Annotated in this window: 22 protein-coding genes, 1 pseudogene and 1 riboswitch; of the genes and pseudogenes, 11 read left to right on the top strand and 12 right to left on the bottom strand. The window is 68.4% G+C overall.

Going from position 1 to position 23,759, the window contains the following annotated elements; genetic code table 11:
* The first annotated feature begins 76 nt into the window (after positions 1-76).
* The 4 genes from RNB18_RS15635 (at position 77) to RNB18_RS15620 (ending at position 4,518) form a co-directional block, all read left to right on the top strand.
* The gene (locus RNB18_RS15635; RefSeq protein WP_057612214.1) at positions 77-1,057 is read left to right on the top strand and encodes a tetratricopeptide repeat protein; all 981 of its coding nucleotides are present in this window, start codon (positions 77-79) and stop codon (positions 1,055-1,057) included.
* Positions 1,058-1,130: 73 nt separating this feature from the next.
* Positions 1,131-1,781 (top strand): peptide deformylase, encoded by a 651-nt coding sequence (gene def, locus RNB18_RS15630; protein WP_306976537.1) that lies wholly within the window; start codon positions 1,131-1,133, stop codon positions 1,779-1,781.
* Between the two features lie 248 nt (positions 1,782-2,029).
* Positions 2,030-3,148 carry an epi-isozizaene synthase gene (cyc1, locus tag RNB18_RS15625; protein WP_394817620.1) on the top strand — a complete coding sequence of 373 codons (1,119 nt, stop codon included), beginning with the start codon at positions 2,030-2,032 and terminating at the stop codon, positions 3,146-3,148.
* Complete coding sequence (locus RNB18_RS15620) at positions 3,145-4,518, top strand: bifunctional albaflavenone monooxygenase/terpene synthase (RefSeq protein ID WP_311714668.1); 1,374 nt, start codon at positions 3,145-3,147, stop codon at positions 4,516-4,518. Before cyc1 ends, RNB18_RS15620 begins: the two co-directional genes overlap by 4 nt.
* A gap of 1 nt (position 4,519) precedes the next feature.
* On the opposite strand, the gene RNB18_RS15615 is transcribed toward RNB18_RS15620, so the two are convergent.
* The gene (locus tag RNB18_RS15615; RefSeq protein WP_311714667.1) at positions 4,520-5,485 is read right to left on the bottom strand and encodes a GlxA family transcriptional regulator; all 966 of its coding nucleotides are present in this window, start codon (positions 5,483-5,485) and stop codon (positions 4,520-4,522) included.
* A gap of 92 nt (positions 5,486-5,577) precedes the next feature.
* Between RNB18_RS15615 and RNB18_RS15610 the strand changes: the two genes are divergently transcribed.
* Positions 5,578-5,748, top strand: a complete 171-nt coding sequence (locus tag RNB18_RS15610; RefSeq protein WP_311714666.1) for a hypothetical protein — start codon at positions 5,578-5,580, stop codon at positions 5,746-5,748.
* Here RNB18_RS15610 and RNB18_RS15605 read toward each other — a convergent pair.
* The 9 genes from RNB18_RS15605 to RNB18_RS15565 form a co-directional block, all read right to left on the bottom strand.
* A complete protein-coding gene (locus RNB18_RS15605; protein ID WP_311714665.1) occupies positions 5,715-6,185 on the bottom strand; it encodes a hypothetical protein in 471 nt (156 codons plus the stop codon). The genes RNB18_RS15610 and RNB18_RS15605 overlap by 34 nt on opposite strands.
* A gap of 51 nt (positions 6,186-6,236) precedes the next feature.
* Entirely contained in the window at positions 6,237-7,247 is a 1,011-nt protein-coding gene (locus RNB18_RS15600) for a ribonucleotide-diphosphate reductase subunit beta (RefSeq protein ID WP_311714664.1), read from the bottom strand.
* On the bottom strand, positions 7,247-9,613 hold the full coding sequence (locus tag RNB18_RS15595; RefSeq protein ID WP_311714663.1) for a ribonucleoside-diphosphate reductase subunit alpha: 2,367 nt from the start codon (positions 9,611-9,613) through the stop codon (positions 7,247-7,249). The genes RNB18_RS15600 and RNB18_RS15595 overlap by 1 nt, the downstream gene beginning before the upstream one ends.
* 124 nt (positions 9,614-9,737) lie before the next feature.
* A riboswitch (cobalamin riboswitch) is annotated at positions 9,738-9,866 on the bottom strand.
* A gap of 52 nt (positions 9,867-9,918) precedes the next feature.
* The gene (locus tag RNB18_RS15590; protein WP_311714662.1) at positions 9,919-10,416 is read right to left on the bottom strand and encodes a GNAT family N-acetyltransferase; all 498 of its coding nucleotides are present in this window, start codon (positions 10,414-10,416) and stop codon (positions 9,919-9,921) included.
* Positions 10,417-10,489: 73 nt separating this feature from the next.
* A complete protein-coding gene (gene mctP, locus RNB18_RS15585) occupies positions 10,490-12,100 on the bottom strand; it encodes a monocarboxylate uptake permease MctP (protein WP_311714661.1) in 1,611 nt (536 codons plus the stop codon).
* Positions 12,097-12,348, bottom strand: a complete 252-nt coding sequence (locus RNB18_RS15580; protein WP_311714660.1) for a DUF3311 domain-containing protein — start codon at positions 12,346-12,348, stop codon at positions 12,097-12,099. Before RNB18_RS15580 ends, mctP begins: the two co-directional genes overlap by 4 nt.
* 112 nt (positions 12,349-12,460) lie before the next feature.
* Positions 12,461-12,658: a YbdD/YjiX family protein gene (locus RNB18_RS15575; RefSeq protein ID WP_311714659.1), complete on the bottom strand. Its 198-nt coding sequence runs from the start codon at positions 12,656-12,658 to the stop codon at positions 12,461-12,463.
* Positions 12,633-14,768 carry a carbon starvation CstA family protein gene (locus tag RNB18_RS15570; protein ID WP_311714658.1) on the bottom strand — a complete coding sequence of 712 codons (2,136 nt, stop codon included), beginning with the start codon at positions 14,766-14,768 and terminating at the stop codon, positions 12,633-12,635. The genes RNB18_RS15575 and RNB18_RS15570 overlap by 26 nt, the downstream gene beginning before the upstream one ends.
* An 87-nt stretch (positions 14,769-14,855) precedes the next feature.
* Positions 14,856-15,620, bottom strand: coding sequence for a GntR family transcriptional regulator (locus tag RNB18_RS15565; RefSeq protein ID WP_311714657.1), 765 nt, complete (start codon positions 15,618-15,620; stop codon positions 14,856-14,858).
* A 306-nt stretch (positions 15,621-15,926) separates the two neighbouring features.
* Here RNB18_RS15565 and RNB18_RS15560 point away from each other — a divergent pair, with 306 nt between their 5' ends.
* The 4 genes from RNB18_RS15560 to RNB18_RS15545 all read left to right on the top strand — a co-directional run bounded on the left by RNB18_RS15560 (position 15,927) and on the right by RNB18_RS15545 (position 20,632).
* Positions 15,927-17,210, top strand: a complete 1,284-nt coding sequence (locus RNB18_RS15560; protein WP_311714656.1) for an extracellular solute-binding protein — start codon at positions 15,927-15,929, stop codon at positions 17,208-17,210.
* Between the two features lie 75 nt (positions 17,211-17,285).
* On the top strand, positions 17,286-18,266 hold the full coding sequence (locus RNB18_RS15555) for a carbohydrate ABC transporter permease (protein ID WP_311714655.1): 981 nt from the start codon (positions 17,286-17,288) through the stop codon (positions 18,264-18,266).
* Positions 18,267-18,271: 5 nt separating this feature from the next.
* Entirely contained in the window at positions 18,272-19,138 is an 867-nt protein-coding gene (locus tag RNB18_RS15550) for a carbohydrate ABC transporter permease (protein ID WP_311714775.1), read from the top strand.
* A gap of 9 nt (positions 19,139-19,147) precedes the next feature.
* A complete protein-coding gene (locus RNB18_RS15545) occupies positions 19,148-20,632 on the top strand; it encodes a glycoside hydrolase family 3 protein (RefSeq protein WP_311714654.1) in 1,485 nt (494 codons plus the stop codon).
* Positions 20,633-20,722: 90 nt separating this feature from the next.
* Here RNB18_RS15545 and nagB read toward each other — a convergent pair whose 3' ends face one another.
* Positions 20,723-21,508, bottom strand: a complete 786-nt coding sequence (nagB, locus tag RNB18_RS15540; protein ID WP_311714653.1) for a glucosamine-6-phosphate deaminase — start codon at positions 21,506-21,508, stop codon at positions 20,723-20,725.
* A 227-nt stretch (positions 21,509-21,735) separates the two neighbouring features.
* Here nagB and RNB18_RS15535 point away from each other — a divergent pair.
* Positions 21,736-21,864 (top strand): annotated as a pseudogene (locus RNB18_RS15535) (SIS domain-containing protein); the annotation flags it as partial.
* A 138-nt stretch (positions 21,865-22,002) separates the two neighbouring features.
* Here the strand turns inward: RNB18_RS15535 and RNB18_RS15530 are convergent.
* Positions 22,003-22,755, bottom strand: coding sequence for an SDR family oxidoreductase (locus tag RNB18_RS15530; protein ID WP_311714652.1), 753 nt, complete (start codon positions 22,753-22,755; stop codon positions 22,003-22,005).
* A 96-nt stretch (positions 22,756-22,851) separates the two neighbouring features.
* Between RNB18_RS15530 and RNB18_RS15525 the strand changes: the two genes are divergently transcribed.
* Positions 22,852-23,493, top strand: a complete 642-nt coding sequence (locus RNB18_RS15525; RefSeq protein WP_311714651.1) for a TetR/AcrR family transcriptional regulator — start codon at positions 22,852-22,854, stop codon at positions 23,491-23,493.
* The last annotated feature ends 266 nt before the right edge of the window (positions 23,494-23,759 follow it).

The raw sequence follows: 23,759 nt of genomic DNA, 5'->3' as shown, positions 1-23,759 counted from the left end.
ACACGTGGTTGGATGCGAGAGAGAGGGTGTCCGGGGGCACAGCCAGCCCACTCGACGGAACTGGCAGGCGGGAATCGTGAGGATCTTCGGCAAGGGACGGCACCGGCCCTCCGCCTCCTGGCGGCAGGCCACGGACCGCGCGTTCACGCTGATCGGCGACGGCCGGTACGAGGACGCGGGCGCGCTGCTGACACGTGCCGCGGACCTGGAGCCGTGGCTGTCCGAGTCCTGGTTCAACCTCGCCCTGCTCCACAAGTTCCGGCACGACTGGGAGCAGGCGCGGGCCGCGGGCCTCAGGGCCGTGGCGCTGCTCGACCGGGAGACCGGGGCGCCCGACTGGTGGAACGTCGGCATCGCCGCGACCGCGCTCCAGGACTGGTCGCTGGCGCGGCGGGCCTGGCAGGCGTACGGGCTGCGGGTGCCCGGTGGGGCGACCGATGCCGGTGAGCCGCTCGGCATGGACCTCGGCAGCGCGGCCGTACGGCTGTCTCCCGAAGGGGAGGCCGAGGTGGTCTGGGGGCGGCGGCTCGACCCGGCCCGTATCGAGGTGCTGTCCATCCCGCTGCCGTCCTCCGGGCGGCGGTGGGGCGAGGTCGTGCTGCACGACGGGGTGCCGCACGGCGAGCGGACCACGGCGTCCGGGCATGCGTATCCCGTCTTCGACGAGATCGAGCTGTGGGCTCCCTCACCCGTCCCCACCTGGGTGGTTCTCCTGGAGGCGGCCACCGAGGCGGACCGGGACGCGCTGGAGCAGCTCGCGGCGGACGCCGGGTTCGCGGCGGAGGACTGGTCGTCGTCGGTGCGGTTGCTGTGCCGGATGTGCTCCGAGTCGCGGATGCCGTCGGACGAGGGCGACGGGGAGCACCTGGACCCCCACGACCACAGCGAACCGGGACACCCGGGGCCGCTGGGGCACCGCACGGACGGTCAGCTGTGGGTGCCGGAGCGGGAGTGCGGGGTGGCTGCGCCGGCCTCGCTGGTTCGGGGACTGTTGGACGGTTGGGTCGCGGACAGTCCGGACTCCAGGGACTGGCGGGATCTCGAAGAGGTCTGCTGACCGTTCGCCGTACCCTGTATCAGCGTCACACCCTCTTTGTTCTTTGTTTGTGCAGGAAGGCGATCCGTAGGTCATGGCCCAGCAGGACACCGATCAGCAGCACGCGGGCGTGCTCCCCGTCGACGACGAGGGGTTCGTCATCGACACCGAGGACACGGAGGAGCGGGAGAACGCCTGGCGTGAGCGCGGCACCTCGCGGCCCATCACCGTCGTCGGGAACCCCGTGCTGCACAAGGAGTGCAAGGACGTCACCGAGTTCGGTGAGGAGCTCGACCAGCTGGTCGCGGACATGTTCGCCAGCCAGCGCACCGCCGAGGGCGTCGGCCTCGCCGCCAACCAGATCGGCGTCGACCTGAAGGTCTTCGTGTACGACTGCCAGGACGACGAGGGCCGGCGGCACGTGGGTGTCGTCTGCAACCCGAAGCTCGTGGACCTGCCCGCGGACAAGCGCCGCCTCGACGACAGCAACGAGGGCTGTCTGTCGGTGCCCACCGCTTACGCGCCGCTCGCCCGCCCCGACTACGCCGAGGTCACCGGGCAGGACGAGAAGGGCAACCCGGTCAAGGTCCGTGGCACCGGCTACTTCGCCCGGTGTCTGCAGCACGAGACCGACCATCTGTACGGCTACCTCTACATCGACCGGCTCTCCAAGCGCGAACGCAAGGACGCGCTGCGGCAGATGGCCGAGAACGAGCCCCGCTACCCCGTGGTCGCGAACGACTGACGTCCCACAACTCCCGACCGCACGGCGCCTGTTCAGGAATCACTCCCCGAACAGGCGCCGTTCGCATGTGCGTCGCACGTTCGATCGGATGTGCTCACATGGTGATCCGAATCGAGTCACACATAGGGAGAATACCGACACCGTGGGGTAGTGAATGAAGCAAATCCGTTCCCAGAATGGTCAGTTGTGGTGCTGAATGGGAAGTGCGGGGATACGCAACGGCGCACGCCCGGTTCAGCGGCAGGGGCATGCGTCAACTGGCGGCTGGAAGGGGTTTGTTCGTGCCTGCTTTCCCACACAGCACCACATCGACGCCGACGGCGATCGCGGTTCCACCGTCGCTCTCTCTCCCGGTGATCGAGGCAGCGTTTCCCAGGCAACTGCATCCGTATTGGCCCAGGCTCCAGGAGAACACCCGTACCTGGCTTCTGGAAAAGCGGCTCATGCCGGCGGACAAGGTGGCGGAATATGCCGACGGACTGTGCTACACGGACCTCATGGCGGGGTACTACCTCGGCGCCCCGGACGCGGTCCTCCAGGCGATAGCGGACTTCAGCGCGTGGTTCTTCGTCTGGGACGACCGGCACGACCGCGACATCGTCCACCGCCGTCCACGCGCGTGGCGCCGGCTGAGGTTCCGGTTGCACGCGGCACTCGACTCACCACGGGATCATCTGCACCACGAGGATCCGCTGGTCGCCGCCTTCGCCGACTGCGTGGTGCGGCTGTACTCGTTCCTCCCGCGGACGTGGAACACCAGGTTCGCCGGACACTTCCACGACGTGATCGAGGCCTACGACCGGGAATTCCGCAATCGCGCCAAGGGAATCATCCCGCCGGTCGGTGAATACCTGGCACTGCGCCGCCTCACCTTCGCGCACTGGATCTGGACGGATCTGCTGGAGCCGTGCGCGGGACGTGAACTCCCGGACGGTATAAGGGAAAACCCGGCGTACCGGCGGGCGGCGCTGCTGAGCCAGGAATTCGCCGCCTGGTACAACGACCTCTGTTCGCTGCCAAAGGAAATAGCGGGAGACGAGGTCCACAATCTCGGCATCAGTCTCATCAAACACGAGGGACTGACTCTCGAAGAGGCGATACGGGAAATGCGACGGCTGGTCGAGAAATGCGTGGACGCATTCCTCGTCGCCGAGGCCGACGCCCTCCATTTCGCCGACGGCCTCGACGACGGCACCGCGCGGGGAAGGGAACTGAGCGCCGCCGTCCGGGCCTGCGTCCGCAATATGCGCAACTGGTTCAGCACCGTCTACTGGTTCCACCACGAGTCCGGCCGTTACATGGTCGACAGCTGGGACGACCGGTCCACGCCCCCGTACGTCAACAACGAAGCGGCAGGTGAGAAATGACCGTCGAATCCGTGAAACCCGAAGCCACTGTGGCTGCCGAGTTGCGTGAGCCGCCGTTCGCGGGCGGGCGCGTCCCCGTCCTCGGCCACGGCTGGCGGATGGTCCGCGATCCGCTGAGCTTCATGTCCGGGCTCCGGCGGCACGGCGATGTCGTACGCCTCAGGCTCGGCCCCAAGACGGTGTACGCGCCCACCACCCCGGAACTGACCGGAGCCGTGGCGCTCAACCCGGACTTCATCATCGCCGGGCCGCTGTGGGAGTCCCTGGAGGGACTGGTCGGCAAGGAGGGCGTGGCCACCGCCAACGGCCCCCAGCACCGGCGGCAGCGGCGCGTCATCCAGCCCGCCTTTCGGCTCGACGCGATCCCGGCGTACGGGCCGATCATGGAGGAGGAGGCGCATGCGCTCGCCGAGCGCTGGCGGCCCGGTGAGACCGTCGACTGCACCTCCGAGGCCTTCCGGGTCGCCGTGCGCGTCGCGGCCCGCTGTCTGCTGCGCGGGGACTTCATGGACGAGCGCGCCGAACGGCTGTGCGTCGCGCTCGCCACCGTCTTCCGGGGCATGTACCGGCGGATGGTGATACCCGCCGGGCCGCTGTACCGGCTGCCCCTGCCGCCCAACCGAAAATTCAATCGAGCGCTGGCCGATTTGCATCTCCTCGTCGACGAGATCGTCGCCGAGCGCAGGGCATCCGGTCAAAAGCCGGACGATTTGCTGACGGCATTGCTGGAGGCGAAGGACGAGAATGGCGAGCCCATCGGGGAACAGGAGGTCCACGACCAGGTCGTCGCGATACTCACCCCCGGCAGCGAAACCGTCGCGGCCACGGTCATGTGGTTGCTCCAGGCTCTTGCCGCACACCCGGAACACGCGGACAAGGTGTGCGCGGAAGTCGAATCGGTCACCGGCGGACGTCCCGTGGCATTCGAGGACGTCCGGGCGCTCACGTACACGAACTATCTGGTGATCGAGGTCATGCGTTTACGGCCCGCCGTGTGGATATTGACGCGGCGGGCGGTGCGGGACACGGAACTCGGTGGCTGTCGCATTCCGGCCGGGGCCGACATCGTGTACAGCCCGTATGCGATCCAGCGCGATCCGAAGTCGTACGACGACAGCCAGGAGTTCGATCCCCTGCGCTGGAGTCCGGAGCGGGCCAAGTCCGTGCCGAAACACGCCATGAGTCCGTTCAGCACGGGTAACCGGAAGTGCCCGAGCGACCATTTCTCGATGGCCCAGCTGACGCTGATCACGGCGGCGCTGGCCCGGAAGTACCGCTTCGAGCAGGTGTCCGGATCCGACGACGCGCCACGGGTGGGCATCACGCTGAAACCGGCCGGGCTGTTGCTGAAACCCGTGCCGAGGACGTAGGTCAGGCGGCCGCCTCCGGGCCCTGGAAGGTGCGCCGGTAGGCGTTCGGGGTGGTGCCCACCGCGCGCAGGAACTGGTGGCGCAGCGCGGCCGCGGTGCCGAACCCCGCCCGGCCGGCGATCGCGTCCACCGTCTCGTCCGTCGCCTCCAGCAGCCGCTGGGCCAGCAGCACCCGCTGGCGCAGGATCCAGCGGTAGGGAGTCGTACCCGTCTCCTGCTGGAAGCGGCGGGCGAAGGTGCGCGGGGACATGTGCGCGCGCTCGGCGAGCTGCTCAACAGTGACCTCTTCGTCGAGGTGCCGCTCCATCCACACGAGCACCTCGCCGACGGTGTCGCACTTCGACCGGGGCAGCGGCCGCTCGATGTACTGCGCCTGCCCGCCGTCCCGGTGCGGCGGGACGACCATGCGCCGGGCGATCTTGTTGGCGACCTCGGGGCCCTGCTCCTTGCGCACGATGTGCAGACAGGCGTCGATGCCGGCGGCGGTGCCCGCGGAGGTGATCACCGGGTCCTCGTCGACGTACAGGACGTCCGGCTCGACCGTCAGCCGCGGATACGCGAGCGCGAGCTCCTCCGCGTGGTGCCAGTGCACGGCGCAGCGCCGGCCGTCGAGCAGTCCGGCCGCGGCGAGCAGGAAGACGCCGGAGCACACGCTGAGCACCCGTGCTCCGCGGTCGACCCCGTTCCGCAGGGCCTCGAGCAGCTCGGGCGGGAAGTCCCGCGTCTCGTAGCGGGCGCCGGCCGGCACGGCGATCAGGTCGGCCGACTCCAGCCGCTCCAGGCCGTGCTCGACGTGCAGGGAGAAGCCCGCCCGCGAGGTCAGTGTGGGGCCCTCGGCCGAGGCGACCGCGAAGTCGTACACGGGCAGTCCGTCGTCGCTGCGGTCGGTGCCGAAGACCTCGCAGACGACTCCGAGCTCGAAGGGATTCACACCGTCCAGGACGACGGCGGCCACGTTCTTCAGCATGCTGCCAGTGTGCCTCAGGAGTGGCAGTAAATCGAGGGTCCACGGCAGTCCTGCCACTGTTGGTAAGGAGTCTGCGGCGCGACAGTAGTGACATGACGACCGCACAGACACAAGGACTGATCGCAATGCTGACTGTTCTCGGAATCCTCGTCCTGCTGGTGCTCCCGTCGGTGATCGGGATACTGCACGACAAGCGCGTCGACCGTCAGATCCGGGCCGCGCAGAGGCGTTACTTCACCTCCACGGCGACCCACCACTCCTGAATCCCCTTGCACGAGACCCGGCCGGTGTCGGTGGCGCACAGGGGGCGCTGTGAACTCAGCCGCACCTGTCCCGCCGAGACCGCCTTGTACGCGGAACTCGCGTCACCGGGCAGCAGGACGATGCCGCTGTTGGTGGCCTCCAGGCCACTGCCGACGACGGCGACCGGCTTCCAGGGGCGGCTCTTCGTCCCGTCCAGCGAGATCCGGATCGTGTCGCCCACCGCGAGGCACACGGTGTCCCCGCTGTCGGTGGCGCCGAGTTCCGCCCGGGTAGTGCACCCGGTCGCCGTGGGCGTGGGCGTGGGCGTGGGCGTGGGGGAGGACGGCGACACTCTGTCGCCGGCTCCCCCCTTCCCGTTCCCGGCTTCGGTGCCGCAGCCCGCGAGAAGCAGCGTCAGCGTCGCGAGGGCGAGGATCGTCTTGCGGATCGGGCGCATGGATGGCCTCCTTCCCTCTTGGACGTACCACCCACGTGCCCGGATCCCGGTCTAGAAGTCCTCGTCCAGGTCGACCGTGCCCTCCACCGCCACCTGATACGCGGACGGACGCCGCTCGAAGAAGTTGGTCAGCTCCTGAACCCCCTGCAGCTCCATGAAGGAGAACGGGTTCTCCGAGCCGTACACCGGGGCGAAGCCGAGGCGCGTCAGGCGCTGGTCGGCGACGCACTCCAGGTACTGCCGCATCGACTCGGTGTTCATGCCCGGCAGCCCGTCCCCGCACAGGTCGCGCGCGAACTGCAGCTCCGCCTCGACGGCCTCCGCCAGCATGTCGGTGACCTGCTGCCGGAGCCGGTCGTCGAACAGCTCCGGCTCCTCCTTGCGGACGGTGTCGACCACGTCGAAGGCGAAGGACATGTGCATGGTCTCGTCGCGGAACACCCAGTTGGTGCCGGTGGCGAGGCCGTGCAGCAGGCCCCGGCTGCGGAACCAGTAGACGTAGGCGAAGGCGCCGTAGAAGAACAGGCCCTCGATGCACGCGGCGAAGCAGATCAGGTTGAGCAGGAAGCGGCGGCGGTCGGACTGGGTCTGCAGACTGTCCAGCTTCTCGACCTCGTTGATCCACCTGAAGCAGAACTCCGCCTTCTCGCGGATCGAGGGGATGCTCTCGACCGCGTCGAAGGCCGCCGTCCTGTCCTCCGGGTCGGGGAGGTAGGTGTCGAGGAGCGTCAAGTAGAACTGGACGTGGACGGCCTCCTCGAAGAGCTGGCGGCTCAGGTACAGCCGCGCCTCGGGGGAGTTGATGTGCTTGTACAGCGTCAGCACCAGGTTGTTCGCGACGATCGAGTCGCCGGTCGCGAAGAAGGCCACCAGGCGGCCGATGAGGTGCTGTTCGGCGGGGCTGAGCTTCGCCAGGTCGGAGACGTCCGAGTGGAGGTCGACCTCCTCGACGGTCCAGGTGTTCTTGATGGCGTCCCGGTAGCGCTCGTAGAAGTCGGGATAGCGCATGGGGCGCAGAGTCAGCTCGAAGCCGGGGTCGAGCAGGTTCTGGGTGCTGGACATTACTGGCAGGCCTCGCAGGACTCGGGGTTCTCAAGGGAGCAGGCGACCGCGTCTTCGGGGGCCGGCTGCTGGACGGGGACCGTCGCCTGCGCGGCACGGGCGATACGGGTCGCCGGGCGCGAGCGCAGGTAGTACGTCGTCTTCAGCCCGGACTTCCAGGCGTACGCGTACATCGAGGAGAGCTTGCCGATGGTCGGCGTCTCCAGGAACAGGTTCAGGGACTGGGACTGGTCGAGGAACGGGGTCCGCGCCGCGGCCATGTCGATCAGACCGCGCTGCGGGATCTCCCACGCCGTGCGGTACAGCGCCCGTACGTCCTCGGGGATCCACGCGAAGCCCTGCACCGAGCCGTTCGCGTCGCGCAGCGCCTCACGGGTGCGGGCGTCCCAGACGCCGAGCTTCTTCAACTCGGCCACCAGGTACGAGTTGACCTGGAGGAACTCCCCGGACAGCGTCTCGCGCTTGAACAGGTTGGAGACCTGCGGCTCGATGCACTCGTACACACCGGCGATCGACGCGATGGTGGCGGTGGGAGCGATGGCGAGGAGCAGGGAGTTGCGCAGTCCGGTGACGGCGATACGGTCGCGCAGGGCCGCCCACCGCTCGGGCCAGGTGAGTTCGACGCCGTAGTGGTCGGGGTGCAGGACGCCCTGGGCGGTACGGGTCTTCTCCCAGGCCGGCAGCGGGCCGCCCCGCTCGGCGAGGTCGGCGGAGGCCTCGTAGGCGGCGAGCATGACGCGCTCGGCGATCCGGGTGGAGAGTTCCTTCGCCTCGGGGGAGTCGAAGGGCAGCCGCAGCTTGAAGAAGACGTCCTGGAGGCCCATCGCGCCGAGGCCCACGGGGCGCCACTTGGCGTTGGACCGCCCGGCCTGCTCGGTCGGGTAGAAGTTGATGTCGACGACCCGGTCGAGGAAGGTCACGGCGGTACGGACGGTGGCGTCCAGCCGCTCCCAGTCGATGCCGTCGCCGGTGACGAACGCGCCCAGGTTCACGGACCCCAGGTTGCACACGGCCGTCTCCCCGTCGTCCGTGACCTCCAGGATCTCCGTGCAGAGGTTGGAGGAGTGGACGACATGGCCCGGCGTGGCCGTCTGGTTGGCCGTGCGGTTGGCGGCGTCCTTGAAGGTCATCCAGCCGTTGCCGGTCTGCGCGAGGGTGCGCATCATGCGGCCGTAGAGGTCACGGGCGGGGATCGTCTTCTTCGCGAGCCCCGCGGCCTCGGCCTTCCGGTACGCGGCGTCGAACTCCTCGCCCCACAGGTCGACCAGCTCGGGCACGTCGGCGGGGGAGAAGAGGGACCACTCGGCGTCCGCGTTCACCCGGCGCATGAACTCGTCCGGGACCCAGTGCGCGAGGTTCAGGTTGTGTGTACGACGGGCGTCCTCACCGGTGTTGTCCCTGAGCTCGAGGAACTCCTCGATGTCGGAGTGCCAGGTCTCCAGATAGACCGCGGCCGCGCCCTTGCGCCGGCCTCCCTGGTTCACGGCGGCGACCGAGGCGTCCAGCGTCTTCAGAAACGGGACGATGCCGTTGGAGTGTCCGTTGGTGCCGCGGATCAGCGAACCGCGGCTGCGGATACGGGAGTACGACAGACCGATGCCGCCGGCGTGCTTCGAGAGGTTGGCGACCTGGTGGTAGCGGTCGTAGATGGAGTCGAGCTCGTCCTTCGGGGAGTCGAGGAGGTAGCAGGACGACATCTGGGGGTGCCGGGTGCCGGAGTTGAAGAGGGTGGGGGAGGAGGGGAGGTAGTCGAGGCGGCTCATCAGCGCGTAGAGCGCGGCGACCTCGTCCAGGGCCCTGACCGTGTCGTCCTCGGCGAGGCCGGACGCCACCCGGAGCAGGAAGTGCTGGGGCGTCTCGATCACCTTGCGGGTGAGAGGGTGCCTGAGGAGGTACCGGCTGTGGAGGGTCCGGAGGCCGAAGTAGCCGAAGCGGTCGTCGGCGTCGGTGTCGACCAGAGCGTCGAGCCGCTCGGCGTGGACCCGCACGAACTCGGCGGTGCGGTCGGCGATGAGGCCCTCGCGGTGTCCCACGGCGACCGATCCGGTGAACGAGGTGACGCCCTGCGAGGCGGCCTCCGCGGCGATACTGATGGTCAGCAGCCGGGCCGCCAGCCTGCTGTAGGCGGGGTCCTCGGAGATGAGGCCGGCCGCCGCCTCGGTGGCCAGCTCGCGCAACTCCGCGACCATTTCGGGGGAGGCCCCACGCGAGGACCGGCCGCGCAGCGCGGCCGCGGCGACCCTGCCGGGGTCGGCGTCGGGGAGGTCGGCGGTCAGCGCGGTCAGGGTCCGCAGCAACGCGGTTCCGGGACCGTCATCGTCCACAAAGGTGGTCGCTGAAGCCGGTTCGGCTGGCGCGATGGTCACGTGGGGCACTCCCTCGCTGGGCACGGGGCCTTGCGGAGGGCAGGGGGCAGCACACGAGCGCACACGGCGTCGCGTCCACCGGCCCATTCCACGAGGCCCGGACGTCAGGACACCCGGGCCGTTTGGCTCGGGCGTGCTGTCGGCAGGTCCTCGGACTGACTCTCATGTGTGCCTATGCACGCATGAGTACACCGTTGCGGGACAGTTCCGGATTCATACCGGATTCCCCTGCGGCGACAGCGAGCATGAGCATACATCTTGTGCCGGGTGAGGAAAGCAGGCCCATATGTTGTGTCGCGGTGACTTCACAGCGTCAACTCATAGGTGAGAAGCGTGAAGTCGTCGCCGGGTATCGGGTTCCAGTCGCGCTCGGGGGCGCGGGAGAAGCCGAGGCGTTCGTAGATGCGGTGGGCGGTGTGCATCGTGGGCTGGGTGCACAGGACGACGCCGGTGGCCGTGCCGCTCGCGCGGTCGACGCAGGCCTGAACGAGGGCCTGTCCGATGCCTCTGCCCCGGGCCGCGTGCGCCACCGCGAGCATGCGGATCTCTGCCTCTCCGGGGCGGGCGAGGTCGGCCATGGGGCCGCCGGACGGGACGAAGGTGACTCCGCCGAGGAGGTCGTCGTTCTCCGTGGCCACCAGGACGTCCGCGGCGGACGCCCTCTTGGCCACGTCCTTGAGTTCTTCGAGGTACCAGTCGCTCTCACCGAACAGGAGGAGGCCGTCCTGGAGGTAGGCCTGGGCAGTGATCTGGCCGAGGGGTTCGTAGTCGGCGGGTACCGCGGGGCGGATCAGGATGTCCATGCGGGTGAGTGTGCCCGACGGATACGGCGACGGGCCGCCGGGCGAGAACTCCGACGGCCCGTGCACTCCGTGACTAGTGGGTCTTACCCGCGGTCGCCGGCGGAAGCTCCACCTGGACCCCCGGGTCGCCCGCGTCCGCCGTGTAGTCCTCCGGGCTGGTCTCGTCCACGCCGTCGGGGACCTTGGCCGCCTTCAGGGCGAAGGTCAGGACCACCGTCACGACGACGTTGAGCACGAACGCCGTCAGGCCGATGTAGCCGATCTCGCCGATGCCGGGGATCTCCTTCGCGGAGCCGCCGAAGTGCTTCTGCGTCGGGGAGGCGACGCCGTACGCGGCGACCGTGCCGTAGATCATGCCGACCGCCCAGCCGGCGAGCAGGGCCCAGCGGTGGCACCAGCGGGTGAAGAGGCCGCCGACCAGGGCCGGGAAGGTCTGGAGGATCCAGATGCCTCCCAGGAGCTGGAAGTTGATGGCGACCGTCTTGTCCATCGTGAGGACGAAGACCAGCGCGCCGACCTTCACCAGCAGGGAGACCAGCTTGGAGACCTTGGTCTCCTGCGCGGGCGTGGCGTCCGGCTTGATGAAGTCCTTGTAGATGTTGCGGGTGAACAGGTTCGCGGCCGCAATCGACATGATGGCCGCCGGGACCAGCGCGCCGATGCCGATCGCCGCGAAGGCCACGCCCGCGAACCAGTCCGGGAACATGTCCTCGAACAGCTGCGGGATCGCCAACTGCGGGTTGGTGACCTTGACTCCGGCCGCGATCGCCATGAAGCCGAGCAGCGCGAGCAGGCCCAGCATCAGCGAGTACAGCGGCAGGATCGTGGTGTTGCGGCGGATCACCTCACGGCTGCGGGAGGAGAGCGTCGCTGTGATCGAGTGCGGGTACATGAAGAGCGCGAGTGCCGAGCCCAGCGCGAGGGTGGCGTACGTCCACTGGCCCGCCTCCAGCGGGACGAGGCCGCCGGCCTTGGCCGCCGTGTACTTCTCGCTCGCCGCGCCGAAGACGTCGTCGAACCCGCCCAGCTTGATCGGGATGTAGATGATCGCCACCGCGATGACGATGTAGATCAGCGTGTCCTTCACGAACGCGATCAGGGCAGGGGCCCGGAGGCCGGAGGAGTACGTGTAGGCCGCGAGGACACCGAAGGCGATCAGTAGCGGGAGGTCCTTGACGAACCAGTTGGTGTTCTCGCCGCCGCCGACGCCCATCACGTCCAGCACCGCCTGGATACCGACCAGTTGGAGCGCGATGTACGGCATGGTCGCGAGGATGCCGGTGACCGCCACCGCCAGCGACAGGCCCTTGGAGCCGAAGCGGCCGCGCACGAAGTCCGAGGTCGTCACGTATCCGTGCTTGTGGGAGACCGACCACAGCCGGGGCAGGAACGTGAAGATCAGCGGGTACACCAGGATGGTGTACGGCACCGCGAAGAAGCCGGCCGCGCCCGCCGCGTAGATCGCCGCGGGCACCGCGACGAAGGTGTACGCCGTGTAGAGGTCGCCGCCGAGCAGGAACCAGGTGACCCAGGTGCCGAACGACCGCCCGCCCAGACCCCATTCGTCGAGGCTTTGCTCGTTCTCGGCCTTGCGCCAGCGCGAGGCCAGGAAGCCCATGACCGTGACGGCCAGGAAGAAGATGATGAAGACGGCGAGTGCCACGCCGTTGACGCCGTCGTTCACTTGGAACCTCCGTGGCGGGCACGCTGGTCACGCTGCCACAGCTTGTACGCGGTCATCGTCAGCGCGGTGGAGATCAGCACCCACAGCATCTGGTACCAGTAGAAGAACGGGATGCCGATGAACGTGGGGTCGACCTTGGCGTACGAGCCGACCCACAGCATCGCCACGAACGGGGCGACGAGGCACAGGGCGATGACCACCCTTGCCGGTGTCACCACCGGCGGTCTCACTTCAGGTGCGTCCGACATTCCGCGACTCCGTCCCCTGGCTGATCACCTGTAACGCGCAGGCAATCTAGGTCACGGTGTCAGGTGAGCGGAAGACCTCGTCCGCATATCGGTATGTCGATTCTGTGAAGCATCAACAGCAGCGGAAGCCTTGGCGGGGATCTTCTTCCTGACGTTCCGTCCGCATCCGTTCGAACGCCCGCCGTGTCGGTACCGGCGCCTGCGGGTGGCCCTGGCGCACATGCGCGACATAGCGGTCGTACGCCGACTCGTCGGTCAGTTCGCGGACGTACCAGCGCACGGCCCTAAACGCCCGTCGGAGTGACCGCATCCCGCGCCTCCTCCCTCTCTTCCCGGGTCGGGATCAGACCGGCCGGGGCCAGGATCTTCGACTCGACGTACGGCGCCTCGCTGAGCGTGGACAGCGCGGGACGGCGCAGGTGCCGGACGCAGACCCGCAGGGCGTCGGCGATCACCACCACGATCAGCAGGGCGAGGACGGCCGTGAGGACGCCGTCGACCGTGGAGTTGGTGACCACGGTGTGCATGTCGTCCATGCTCTTGGCGGGCGGCAGGACCTTGCCGTCGTCGATGGCGTCCTGGAACACGGACCGCTGCTTGAAGAAGCCGACCTTGGGGTCACTGGAGAACACCTTCTGGAAGCTGGCCGTGAGCGTCACGGTCGCGTCCCAGACGAGCGGAATCCCGGTGATCCAGGCCCACTTGAGGCGCCCCGACTTCACCAGCAGCGTGGTGCAGACGGCCAGTGCGACCGCGGCGAGCAGCTGGTTGGAGATACCGAAGATCGGGAAGAGCTGGTTGATCCCGCCGAGCGGCTCGTGGACGCCCACCCACAGGAAGTAGCCCCACAGCGCGCACACGATCGCGCTGGTCAGAACCAGTCCCGGCTTCCAGCTGATGTTCTTGAACGGCCGGTGGACGTTGCCCAGCATGTCCTGGAGCATGAACCGGCCCACGCGCGTCCCCGCGTCCAGCGCGGTCAGGATGAACAGTGCCTCGAACATGATCGCGAAGTGGTACCAGAAGGCCCTGAGGCTCCCGCCGGTGACCTTGGAGAAGATCTCCGAGACGCCGACGGCGAGGGTCGGGGCGCCGCCGGTGCGGGACAGCAGGGTGGCCTCCTCGACGTTCTTCGCCGCCTGGGCGAGCTCGGCGGGGGAGATGGAGTAGCCCCAACCGGTCACCACCTGCGAGGCGTTCTCGACGGTCGTGCCGATCGCACCGGCCGGCGCGTTCATCGCGAAGTACAGCCCGGGATCGATGATGCTCGCCGCGACCAGGGCCATGATCGCGACCGACGACTCCATCAGCATGGAGCCGTAGCCGATCATCCGGACCTGCGTCTCCTTCTGGATCATCTTCGGCGTCGTACCGCTCGAGATCAGGGAGTGGAAGCCGCTCAGCGCTCCGCAGGCGATGGTGATGAAGACGAAGGGGAACGGCGAGCCCGCGAACACCGGACCGTCGCCGCGCGAGGCGAAGTCCGTCACCGGGTCCATCTTCAGCGTCGGCAGCGCGATGACGACACCGAGGGCGAGCAGGGCGATCGTGCCGATCTTCATGAAGGTCGAGAGGTAGTCGCGGGGCGCCAGGAGCATCCACACCGGCAGGATCGACGCGATGAACCCGTACGCCACCAGCCAGACGACCAGCGTCGAGGGCGCGAGGGTGAAGGCGCCGGCCCACGAGGACTCGGCCACCCAGCGGCCCGCGACCAGCGCGAGCAGCAGCAGTCCCACGCCGACGAGGGAGACCTCGGCGACCCGGCCGGGGCGAAGTACCCGCAGATAGAAGCCCATCAGCAGGGCGATCGGGATCGTCATCGCGATGGAGAAGGTGCCCCAGGGCGAGGCGGCCAGGGCGTTGACGATGACGAGGGCCAGTACGCCGAGCAGGATGATCATGATGGCGAAGGCGGCGATCAGCGCGGCCGCGCCACCGAAGGGGCCGATCTCCTCGCGGGCCATCTGCCCGAGTGAGCGTCCGTCCCTGCGCGTGGAGAAGAAGAGCACCACCATGTCCTGGACCGCGCCCGCGAAGATGACGCCCGCGATGATCCAGACCGTGCCGGGGAGATAGCCCATCTGCGCGGCCAGCACCGGGCCGACGAGCGGTCCGGCGCCCGCGATGGCGGCGAAGTGGTGGCCGAGCAGGACACGGCGGTCGGTGGGGTGGAAGTCGATGCCGTTGTTGAGGCGTTCGGCAGGGGTGGCCCTGGTCGCGTCGACCTTCAGGACCTTGTACGCGATGAACTTCGAGTAGAAGCGGTAGCCGATCGCGTACGACCCGAGGGCGGCCGCGACCATCCAGGCGGCGGAGACGTCCTCGCCCCGGGCGAGCGCGAGCACGGACCAGCCGGCGGCGCCGACCAGGGCGACGAGGGTCCAGATGACGATGGTTCGGACGTTCGCGGTACGCACGAGGCGGTCCTCCCGTCCAGACGGAGTCGGAAGGACCGTAGAGCAGGATGTGCGGTTGCGCTACACCGCGTGCGGTACCGGAAAGGACTACTCGACAGGCCTCTTGAGGCGGGCCACGAACTTGTACCGGTCGCCCCGGTACACCGACCGCACCCACTCCACCGGCTCGCCCGTCTTGTCGGACGAGTGGCGGGACAGCATCAGCATCGGCAGGCCCACGTCGGTGCCGAGCAGGCCCGCCTCGCGGGGGGTGGCCAGGGAGGTCTCGATGGTCTCCTCGGCCTCGGCGAGGTGGACGTCGTAGACCTCGGCGAGCGCCGTGTAGAGCGACGTGTACTTGACCAGTGACCTGCGCAGGGCCGGGAAGCGCTTGGCGGAGAGGTGGGTCGTCTCGATGGCCATCGGCTCGGCGTTGGCCATGCGCAGGCGCTCGATGCGCAGCACCCGGCCGCCGGCGGTGATGTCGAGGAGCTCGGCGAGACGGTCGTCGGCGGTGATGTAACCGATGTCGAGCAGTTGCGAGGTGGGTTCCAGACCCTGGGCGCGCATGTCCTCGGTGTAGGAGGTGAGTTGCAGCGCCTGCGAGACCTTCGGCTTGGCGACGAAGGTTCCCTTGCCCTGGATGCGCTCGAGCCGGCCCTCGACCACCAGCTCCTGGAGGGCCTGGCGCACGGTGGTGCGGGAGGTGTCGAACTCGGCGGCGAGGGTGCGCTCGGGCGGTACCGGCGTGCCGGGCGACTGGGTCTCCGTCATGTCGAGCAGGTGCTTCTTCAGGCGGTAGTACTTGGGCACGCGCGCCGTACGGACGCCTGCCCCGCCCTCGGTCTCCGCACTGCTGACGTCGCTGCTCATGGTCTGCCTTCCCGGCTCCGGATGCGGATCACATCGTGATCCCTTCTGTATACCGTCGCCGTCTCTTTTGGTCTAGTCCACCGAGGTAAGTGGTCTAGCGGACGAGAGTACTCCGGCGCCGTTGTTTTCGCTGGCTTCTTTACTAATGGTTCCTGCATATGTAGCTCGCATAACGGCTGGTCAGAGCCATTTCGTAGGCCCTTGACAGGCTTCGTGGTCTGGTCCAAGCTCCCCCTACTGGTCTACACCATTGGTCCAGGTCCCGGCCTGTGGGCGGGAGGTGTGGGCATCCCTGAGGAGGGTGGCGTGAAGCGCAAGCTTGCAGCCGCGATCGGTATCGCGGGCATGGTGGTCTCCGTCGCGGCATGTGGGAACAGCGACAGCGGAAGTTCGGACAACAGCGGCGCGGACGCCAAGGAGCTGACCGTCTGGCTCACCGTCGACGCTCAGAACAACTGGCCCGAGCTGGTCAAGGCCGCGGACGCCGCGGTCCAGAAGAAGCACCCCGGCATCAAGATCAACCACGAGTACTACGGCTGGCCGGACAAGAACACCAAGCTCGACGCGGTCCTCGCCACCGACAAGGCCCCCGACGTGGTCGAGATGGGCAACACCGAGATGCTGGGCTACATGGTCAAGGGCGCCTTCGCGCCCCTGGACACATCGAAGTTCACCAACTCGTCCGCCTGGCTCGACGGTCTCAAGGCCTCGGTGTCCTACGACGGCAAGACCTACGGCGTCCCCTACTACGCGGGTGGCCGCGTCGGCAACTGGCGCAAGGACCTCTTCGCGTCGGTCGGCGTCAAGTCCACGCCGAAGACCTACGCGGAGCTCACCGCCGCCCTGGACAAGGTCCAGAAGAAGGAGGGCGACAAGTTCTCCGCCTGGTACCAGCCCACCCGTGACTGGTACGCGGCCATGTCCTTCGTCTACGACGCAGGCGGCTCCATCGCCAAGGAGGACGGCGGCCAGTGGAAGGCCAACCTCTCCTCGCCGGAGTCGGTCAAGGGCCTCACCGAGTTCAAGAACGTCGTCGACAAGTACATGCACGGCGACAAGACCAAGGACGAGAACGACCGTTACATCGTCTACGGCCAGGGCAAGTCCGGCATGATCTTCGGCGCGGCCTGGGAGGGCGCGACCTCCGCCGACCCGAAGAACGACAAGACCGGCAAGCTCAAGGACAACCTCGAGAACTTCGTGATGCCGGGTCCCTCCGGCAAGAACATGCCCGTCTTCCTGGGCGGTTCGGACCTCGCCGTCCCGGTGAAGTCGAAGGCGCAGGCCGTCGCCGCCGAGTGGATCAACGCCTTCACGGGTCCCTCCGGCCAGAAGGGCCTGATGGCCAAGGGCAACCTGCCCAACAACAAGACCGACCTCGCCACCCTGAAGAACGACCCGGCGACCGCGGTCCCGGCCACCGCGGCCGAGTCCAACTGGTTCGTCCCGATGGCGCCCGGCTGGGGCCAGGTCGAGAAGGCACAGATCCTGCAGAACATGCTGCAGAACATCGGCACCGGCAGGAAGTCGGTCGAGGCCGCCGCGAAGGAGGCGGACGCCGCGATCGACAAGGTCATCAACACCAAGTGACCGCAGGCAGGGCCCCGTTGAGACCGGCGGGGCCCTGCTTCTCGTACGACGTGAAGGACCGCTGAGGAGCACGCGATGAGTGCCGCAGACACGACCACCCCCACCGAGGTGCCGCCGCCGATGTCGGTACCACCGCCGTCCAGGCCGGTTCTGCCGCGCAGAAAGCGGACCTTCAACGCCACCCCCTGGCTCCTGCTCGCCCCCTGTCTGCTGATCCTGGTGCTGGTCCTCGGCTATCCGCTGGTCCGCCTGGTGACGCTGTCCTTCCAGAAGTTCGGACAGTCCCAGCTGTGGGGCTTCCTGCCCGCGGACTGGGTCGGATTCGACAACTTCACGGGCGTCCTCGACGACGGCGAGTTCTGGTCGGTCGTCGTCCGGACCGTCGTCTTCGCGGCCGGCTGCGTGATCTTCACGATGGTCGCCGGCATGCTGATCGCCCTGCTGCTCCAGCGGGTCTCCGGCTGGGTGAAGACCCTCGTCAACATCGCGCTGGTGGCCAGCTGGGGCATGCCGATCATCGTCGCCACCACGGTCTTCAAGTGGCTGTTCGACGCCGACTACGGCATCCTCAACGCGCTGCTCAGCAAGCTGCCCGGGGTCGAGATGATCGGCCACAACTGGTTCGCGAGCGGTCCCCAGGGCCTGGCCGTGATCATGCTGCTCGTGGTCTGGGGCGCGGTGCCCTTCGTCGTGATCACCCTGAGCGCCGGGCTCACCCAGGTCCCGGCCGAGCTGGAGGAAGCGGCCCGGCTGGACGGCGCGGGCGCATGGGGCATCTTCCGGTACGTCACCCTGCCGATCCTCAAGCCGCTCATCGTGATGCTGACGACCCTGTCGGTCATCTGGGACATGGGCGTCTTCCCCCAGGTGTTCGTCATGCGCAACGGCCACCCCGAGCCGGAGTTCCAGATCCTGACGACGTATTCGTACGACCGCGCCTTCGTGGTCAACGACTACGGGCAGGGCTCGGCGATCGCCCTCATCACCGTGCTCCTGCTGCTCGGGGTCGTCGCCGTCTACATGCGCCAGATGCTGAAGATCGGAGAGGTCGAATGACCATCATGGACGCCGTCGCCAGGTCAGGGAGCGGCTCGGGGCGCACTTCGCGGCCCCGGAAGTCCAAGGCGGGCTGGAACCTCCTCGGTCTCCTCGTCTTCGTCACCGCCGGCTTCCCCGTCTACTGGATGCTGAACACGGCGTTCAAACCGGCGAAGGACGCCATCGACCCGGACCCGAGCCTGCTGCCGACGGGGCTGACGCTGAGCAACTTCAGCCGCGCACTGGACATCGCCGACTTCTGGGGCCCGGTCGGCCGCAGCCTCATCGTCTCCCTGTCGGTCGTGGCGATCGGCGTCGTGGTCGGCACCCTGGCCGCCCTCGCCATCTCCCGCTTCGCCTTCCGCGGCCGCAAGATCGTGATCGTGGGCATCCTCGCGGTCCAGATGATCCCCCTGGTCGCGATGATCATCCCGGTCTTCCTGCTCCTCAACGACCTCGACCAGTACGACAAGTTGTCGGGCCTGATCATCACGTACCTGACCTTCATCCTCCCCTTCACGGTGTGGACGCTGCGCGGCTTCATCGTCAACATCCCGAAGGAGCTGGAGGAGGCGGCGATGGTCGACGGCTGCTCGCCCACGGGCGCCTTCCTGCGGGTGGTCTTCCCGCTGCTGGCTCCCGGCATGGTCGCCACCTCGGTCTACGCCTTCATCCAGGCCTGGAACGAGTACCTCTACGCCCTCATGCTGCTCAGCCAGAAGAACCAGACCGCGACCGTCTGGCTCGGCAACTTCACCACCAAACACGGCACCGAATACGCCCCGATGATGGCCGGTTCCACCATGATGGCCGTGCCGATCGTGGTCCTCTTCCTCCTCGTCCAGCGCAAGATGGCCGCGGGCCTCACCGCGGGCGCCGTGAAGGGATAACGCCCCCCGATGACGACATTCGCCAGCGGCACAGACACGCTGACCCGCGACGCGCTGACCGTCCTGCAGCCCGGCTTCACCGGCACCACCGCCCCCGACTGGCTGCTGCGCCGCCTCGGTGAGGGCCTCGCCTCGGTCGGCCTGTTCGGCCGCAACATCGCCTCGCCGGAACAACTGACCGCCCTGACGGCCCAGTTGCGCGCCGAACGCGACGACGTCCTGGTGGCCATCGACGAGGAGGGCGGTGACGTCACCCGCCTGGAGGTGCGCACCGGCTCGTCCTTCCCCGGCAACCACGCCCTCGGCGCGGTGGACGACGTGGAACTGACACGAGACGTGGCCGCGGAACTGGGCCGCCGCCTCGCGGCCTGCGGGGTCAACCTCAACTGGGCCCCTTCGGCCGACGTGAACTCGAACCCGTCCAATCCGGTGATCGGCGTCCGCTCCTTCGGCGCCTCCTCAAAACTGGTCGCCCGCCACACCGCCGCCTACGTCACCGGCCTCCAGTCCGCGGGCGTGGCGGCCTGCACCAAGCACTTCCCTGGCCACGGCGACACGGCGGTCGACTCCCACCACGCGCTCCCACGCATCGACGTGGACGCCTCCGTCCTGGGATCGCGTGAACTCTCCCCGTTCCGCGCGGCCATCGCCGCCGGAACCCGCGCGGTGATGACCGCCCACATCCTGGTCCCGGCCCTGGACCCGGACCGCCCGGCCACGTTGTCCGGCCAGGTGCTGACCGACCTGCTCCGCGGCGAACTCGGCTACACCGGCCTCATCGTCACCGACGGCATGGAGATGCAGGCCATCGCCGGCACCTACGGCATCGAGCGTGGCAGCGTCCTGGCCATCGCCGCCGGCGCCGACGCGATCTGCGTGGGCGGCGGACTGGCTGACGACGAGACGGTACGGCGCCTGCGCGACGCCCTGGTCTCGGCGGTGCGCTCGGGCGAACTCCCCGAGGAGCGGCTCGCGGATGCGGCGGAACGTGTCCGCACGCTGGCCCACTGGACGGCCGCCGGCGCGGCCGACGCACAACTGCCGGCAGACGAGGAGGTGGGACTGCGCGCGGCTCGAAGGGCGTTGCGCATCACCGGCGCAGACGGCTTCACCCCCCTCACCACGGCGCCCTATGTCGCCGCCTTCACCCCGGTGGCCAATGTGGCCGTCGGCGACGAAACGCCCTGGGGCGTCGCCGCCGAACTCGCCCGTCTGATCCCGGGCACGGAAACGGGCAGCTTCGCCGGCGAGGACGCCGGCCTCGCCACCCTGGCCGCGGCCGGTCCCCGTCGCGTCGTGGCCGTGGTGCGCGACGAACACCGCCACCCCTGGATGGGAGCGGCCCTGGACACCGTTCTCAGAACCCGCCCCGACACGATCGTGATCGAAATGGGCCTCCCTCAGGCCCCCGCCCGAGGAGCCCTGCACATCGCGACCCACGGCGCCGCCCGGGTCTGCGCCAGAGCGGCGGCGGAGATCATCGCGGGGGAGTAGGGCTGCAGCAGGTCTGTACGACAGAAGGTGCCGGTCCGTTCTGGGGACCGGCACCTTCTGTCGTACAGACCTGAAGGCGAGAGAGCCGCCCTAAATCCCCTGCCAGTCGGGCTTGTTGACAAACGTGTGCCGGAAGTAGTCCGCCAGCTTCAGCTTGGAAGCGGCACCCTCGTCGACCACGACCGTGGCATGCGGATGCAGCTGAAGCGCGGACGCGGGACACACCGCGGCAACCGGCCCCTCCACCGTCGCCGCAACCGCATCGGCCTTCCCCTCACCCGTGGCGAGCAGCACCAGATGCCGAGCCTCCAGGATGGTCCCGATGCCCTGGGTGATGACGTGATGCGGGACCTGCTCGATGTCCCCGTCGAAGAACCGCGCGTTGTCCACCCGGGTCTGCTCGGTCAACGTCTTGATCCGAGTCCGCGAGGCCAGCGAGGAACACGGCTCGTTGAACCCGATGTGCCCGTCCGTCCCGATCCCGAGCAACTGCAGATCCACGCCCCCGGCATCGGCCAGCGCCGAGTCGTAGGCCTCACAGGCGCCGGGGATGTCCTCCGCCGTCCCGTCCGGCCCCATGAACGAGGACATCGGCACCCCCAGCGGCTGCAGCACCTCGCGCCGCAGCACCGAACGGTACGACTCGGGATGCTCGGCCGGCAGCCCCACGTACTCGTCGAGCTGGGCTATCCGTGCCCGCGACGCGTCCACGGCACCGGACCGCACCTTGGCCGCCAGCGCCTCGTAGATGGGCAGCGGGGTCGAGCCGGTCGCCACGCCGAGCAGGGCGTCGGGCTTGCGCCGGAGCAGCTGGGCCATGGCCCCGGCGATGAGCTCGCCACCCGCCTTGGCATCCGGAACGATGACAACTTCCACGCTGGGCCTGCCGATCTGAGGAAACGGTCTGATCTGGAGTGACGGTCTGATCTGGAGAAACGGTGTGAACCGAGAGGGCTCGACCGAACCCGGTGCAGCCCATGTGGTTTAGACCAATCTAACAGAATCGGGATCCACGGCCCAGGTCCACGAACGCCATCACCTCGCCATATCTCGGACGGCCCCATTCCACGCGGTGGAGCGGAAGGGGGAGGAGGGGAAGTGGAATCGAGCAGGCCTCGGCCGGTTGCATCCTGCCGACCGAGAAGGTGACCGAGGAGGCCCAGTCCGTCCTGGAGATCATCCCTCTCCAGCTCCTGGCCTACGGGGTCACCATCGCCCGCGGCCAGGACCCGGTGCCAGTGCCGGTGCCGGTGCCGGTGTCGTGGTTGCGGTCCGCCGGGCCCCGCCGGGCCCCGCCGGGCTGCACCGCAGGGCGCGACACAAGGCCGGGGCCGGCGCGGAAGCCTCGCGCGAGCCGCCGTCGGCCATCCCTAGTGCAGGCTCAGCAGTGATCCTCCCGTCGCGTCGATGTGCTGCCCCGTGACCCAGCGGGAGTCGGGTGAGGCCAGGAACGCCACCACGTCCGCAACCTCGGACGCCGTGCCGACACGCTTGAAGACCGAGACGGCCTCGGCATGCGCGCGTATCGCGGGGTCGGAGAGCGCGGCGCTGGTCAGATCGGTGTCGATGAATCCGGGCCCCACGGAGTTGGCCGTGATGCCGCGCGGCGCCAGCTCGGCCGCGAGGGAACGGGTCAGGGTGGTGACCCCTCCCTTGGCCATGTGAGTGGCGGCGATGGGGGCGATCGCGGCGTCCGTGGCAGCCGTGACGTTGATGATCCGGCCGTTGTCACGCAGGCGTCGCAGGCCGTGCTTGACGATGAAGAACGGCGCCTTGGCGTTGACCGCCTGCGTCCGGTCGTACATCTCCTCGTCCGTCTCGCCGATGCCCGCGAAGATCGCCATGCCCGCGTTGCTCACCAGGATGTCCAGTCCCTGCGCATGCCGGTCGAAGGCCTCCCACAACACCTGCGCGTCGCCGGGCACGCCGAGCTCCGCGCGGATCGCGAACGCGCTGCCGCCCGCCGCCTCGATCGCGGTGACCGTCTCCTTCGCCGCCGCCTCGTTGCTGCCGTAGTGCACGGCCACCCGCGCCCCGTCCCTCGCCAGCCGCTCGGCGACGGCCCGCCCGATCCCCCGGCTCGCCCCCGTGACCAGCGCCGTCCTGCCCGTCAGCACGCCCATGCCAACTCCCCCTTCGCTTTTACATAGCGGTCGCTACAGAAAAACCGTACAACACCTCCCCGCCCTTTCTCTAGCACCCGCTATACAATTCACTCCATGGTGAGCAGCGAGGAGACGAAGGCGCAGGTCAACTCCACATCCCGGATCTCCAGACCGCGTGGACGACCCCGCTCCTTCGACCGTGAGACCGCGTTGGAGAAGGCGATCCTGGCCTTCTGGGAGCGCGGGTACGAGGCGACGTCCGTCTCCGACCTCACCCGCGTGATGGACATCGGCGCCCCCAGCCTGTACGCGGCCTTCGGCGACAAGCGCACGCTCTTCGAGGAGGCGGTGAGTGTCTATGACTCCCGCTACGCCGCCTTCGCCGACCGCGCCCTGGCGGAGGAGCCCACCGCCCGTGCCGCTGTCGAGCGGACCCTGCGGGAGGCCGCCCGCGCGTACACGGACCCCGACCGTCCGCATGGCTGCCTCATCGCCCACGCGGCCATCAACTGCACGACTCCTGAGGTCGCGGAGTCCCTGCGGAACCGGCGCAACGCCATGATCACCGCGTTCGAGAGCCGCATTCGGGCCGACATCGCCGCAGGCGCCCTGCCCTCCGGTACCGACGCGCGCGCACTCGCCCGGCACAGCGGCGCGATTGTGCACGGCATGTCCCAACAGGCGCGCGACGGCGCGAGCCGGGAGGAGTTGGAGGCGGTCGCGGAAATTGCCATGGCTATCTGGCCCCGCACATGAACCCACACGCGTTAGGCTGCGTGGTGGTTGTTAGGGCGTCCGACTAGTTGACTCCCGTGAGGGAAAGCTCCAACAACAAACAGGCTCCAACGCATGGACACACCTAGTGGTCTAGTCCACAATTGAACACGTGACTTCCGTCTTCCCCGCACAGGAAGGCGGACCGAGGAACCGGAGCTCTCTGCCCTGACTGCCCCGGGTCCTCATCCTCGGCCGACCGGGACCGCACACCCCACGGCCGATATTGCTCCGGGCTGCGGTGCCGG

The sequence above is a fragment of the Streptomyces doebereineriae genome (assembly GCF_031845645.1).
Classification (GTDB): Bacteria; Actinomycetota; Actinomycetes; order Streptomycetales; family Streptomycetaceae; genus Streptomyces; species Streptomyces canus.
The sequence above is the reverse complement of the archived record's forward strand: the minus strand, read 5'-3'. Positions and strand labels throughout refer to the sequence as shown.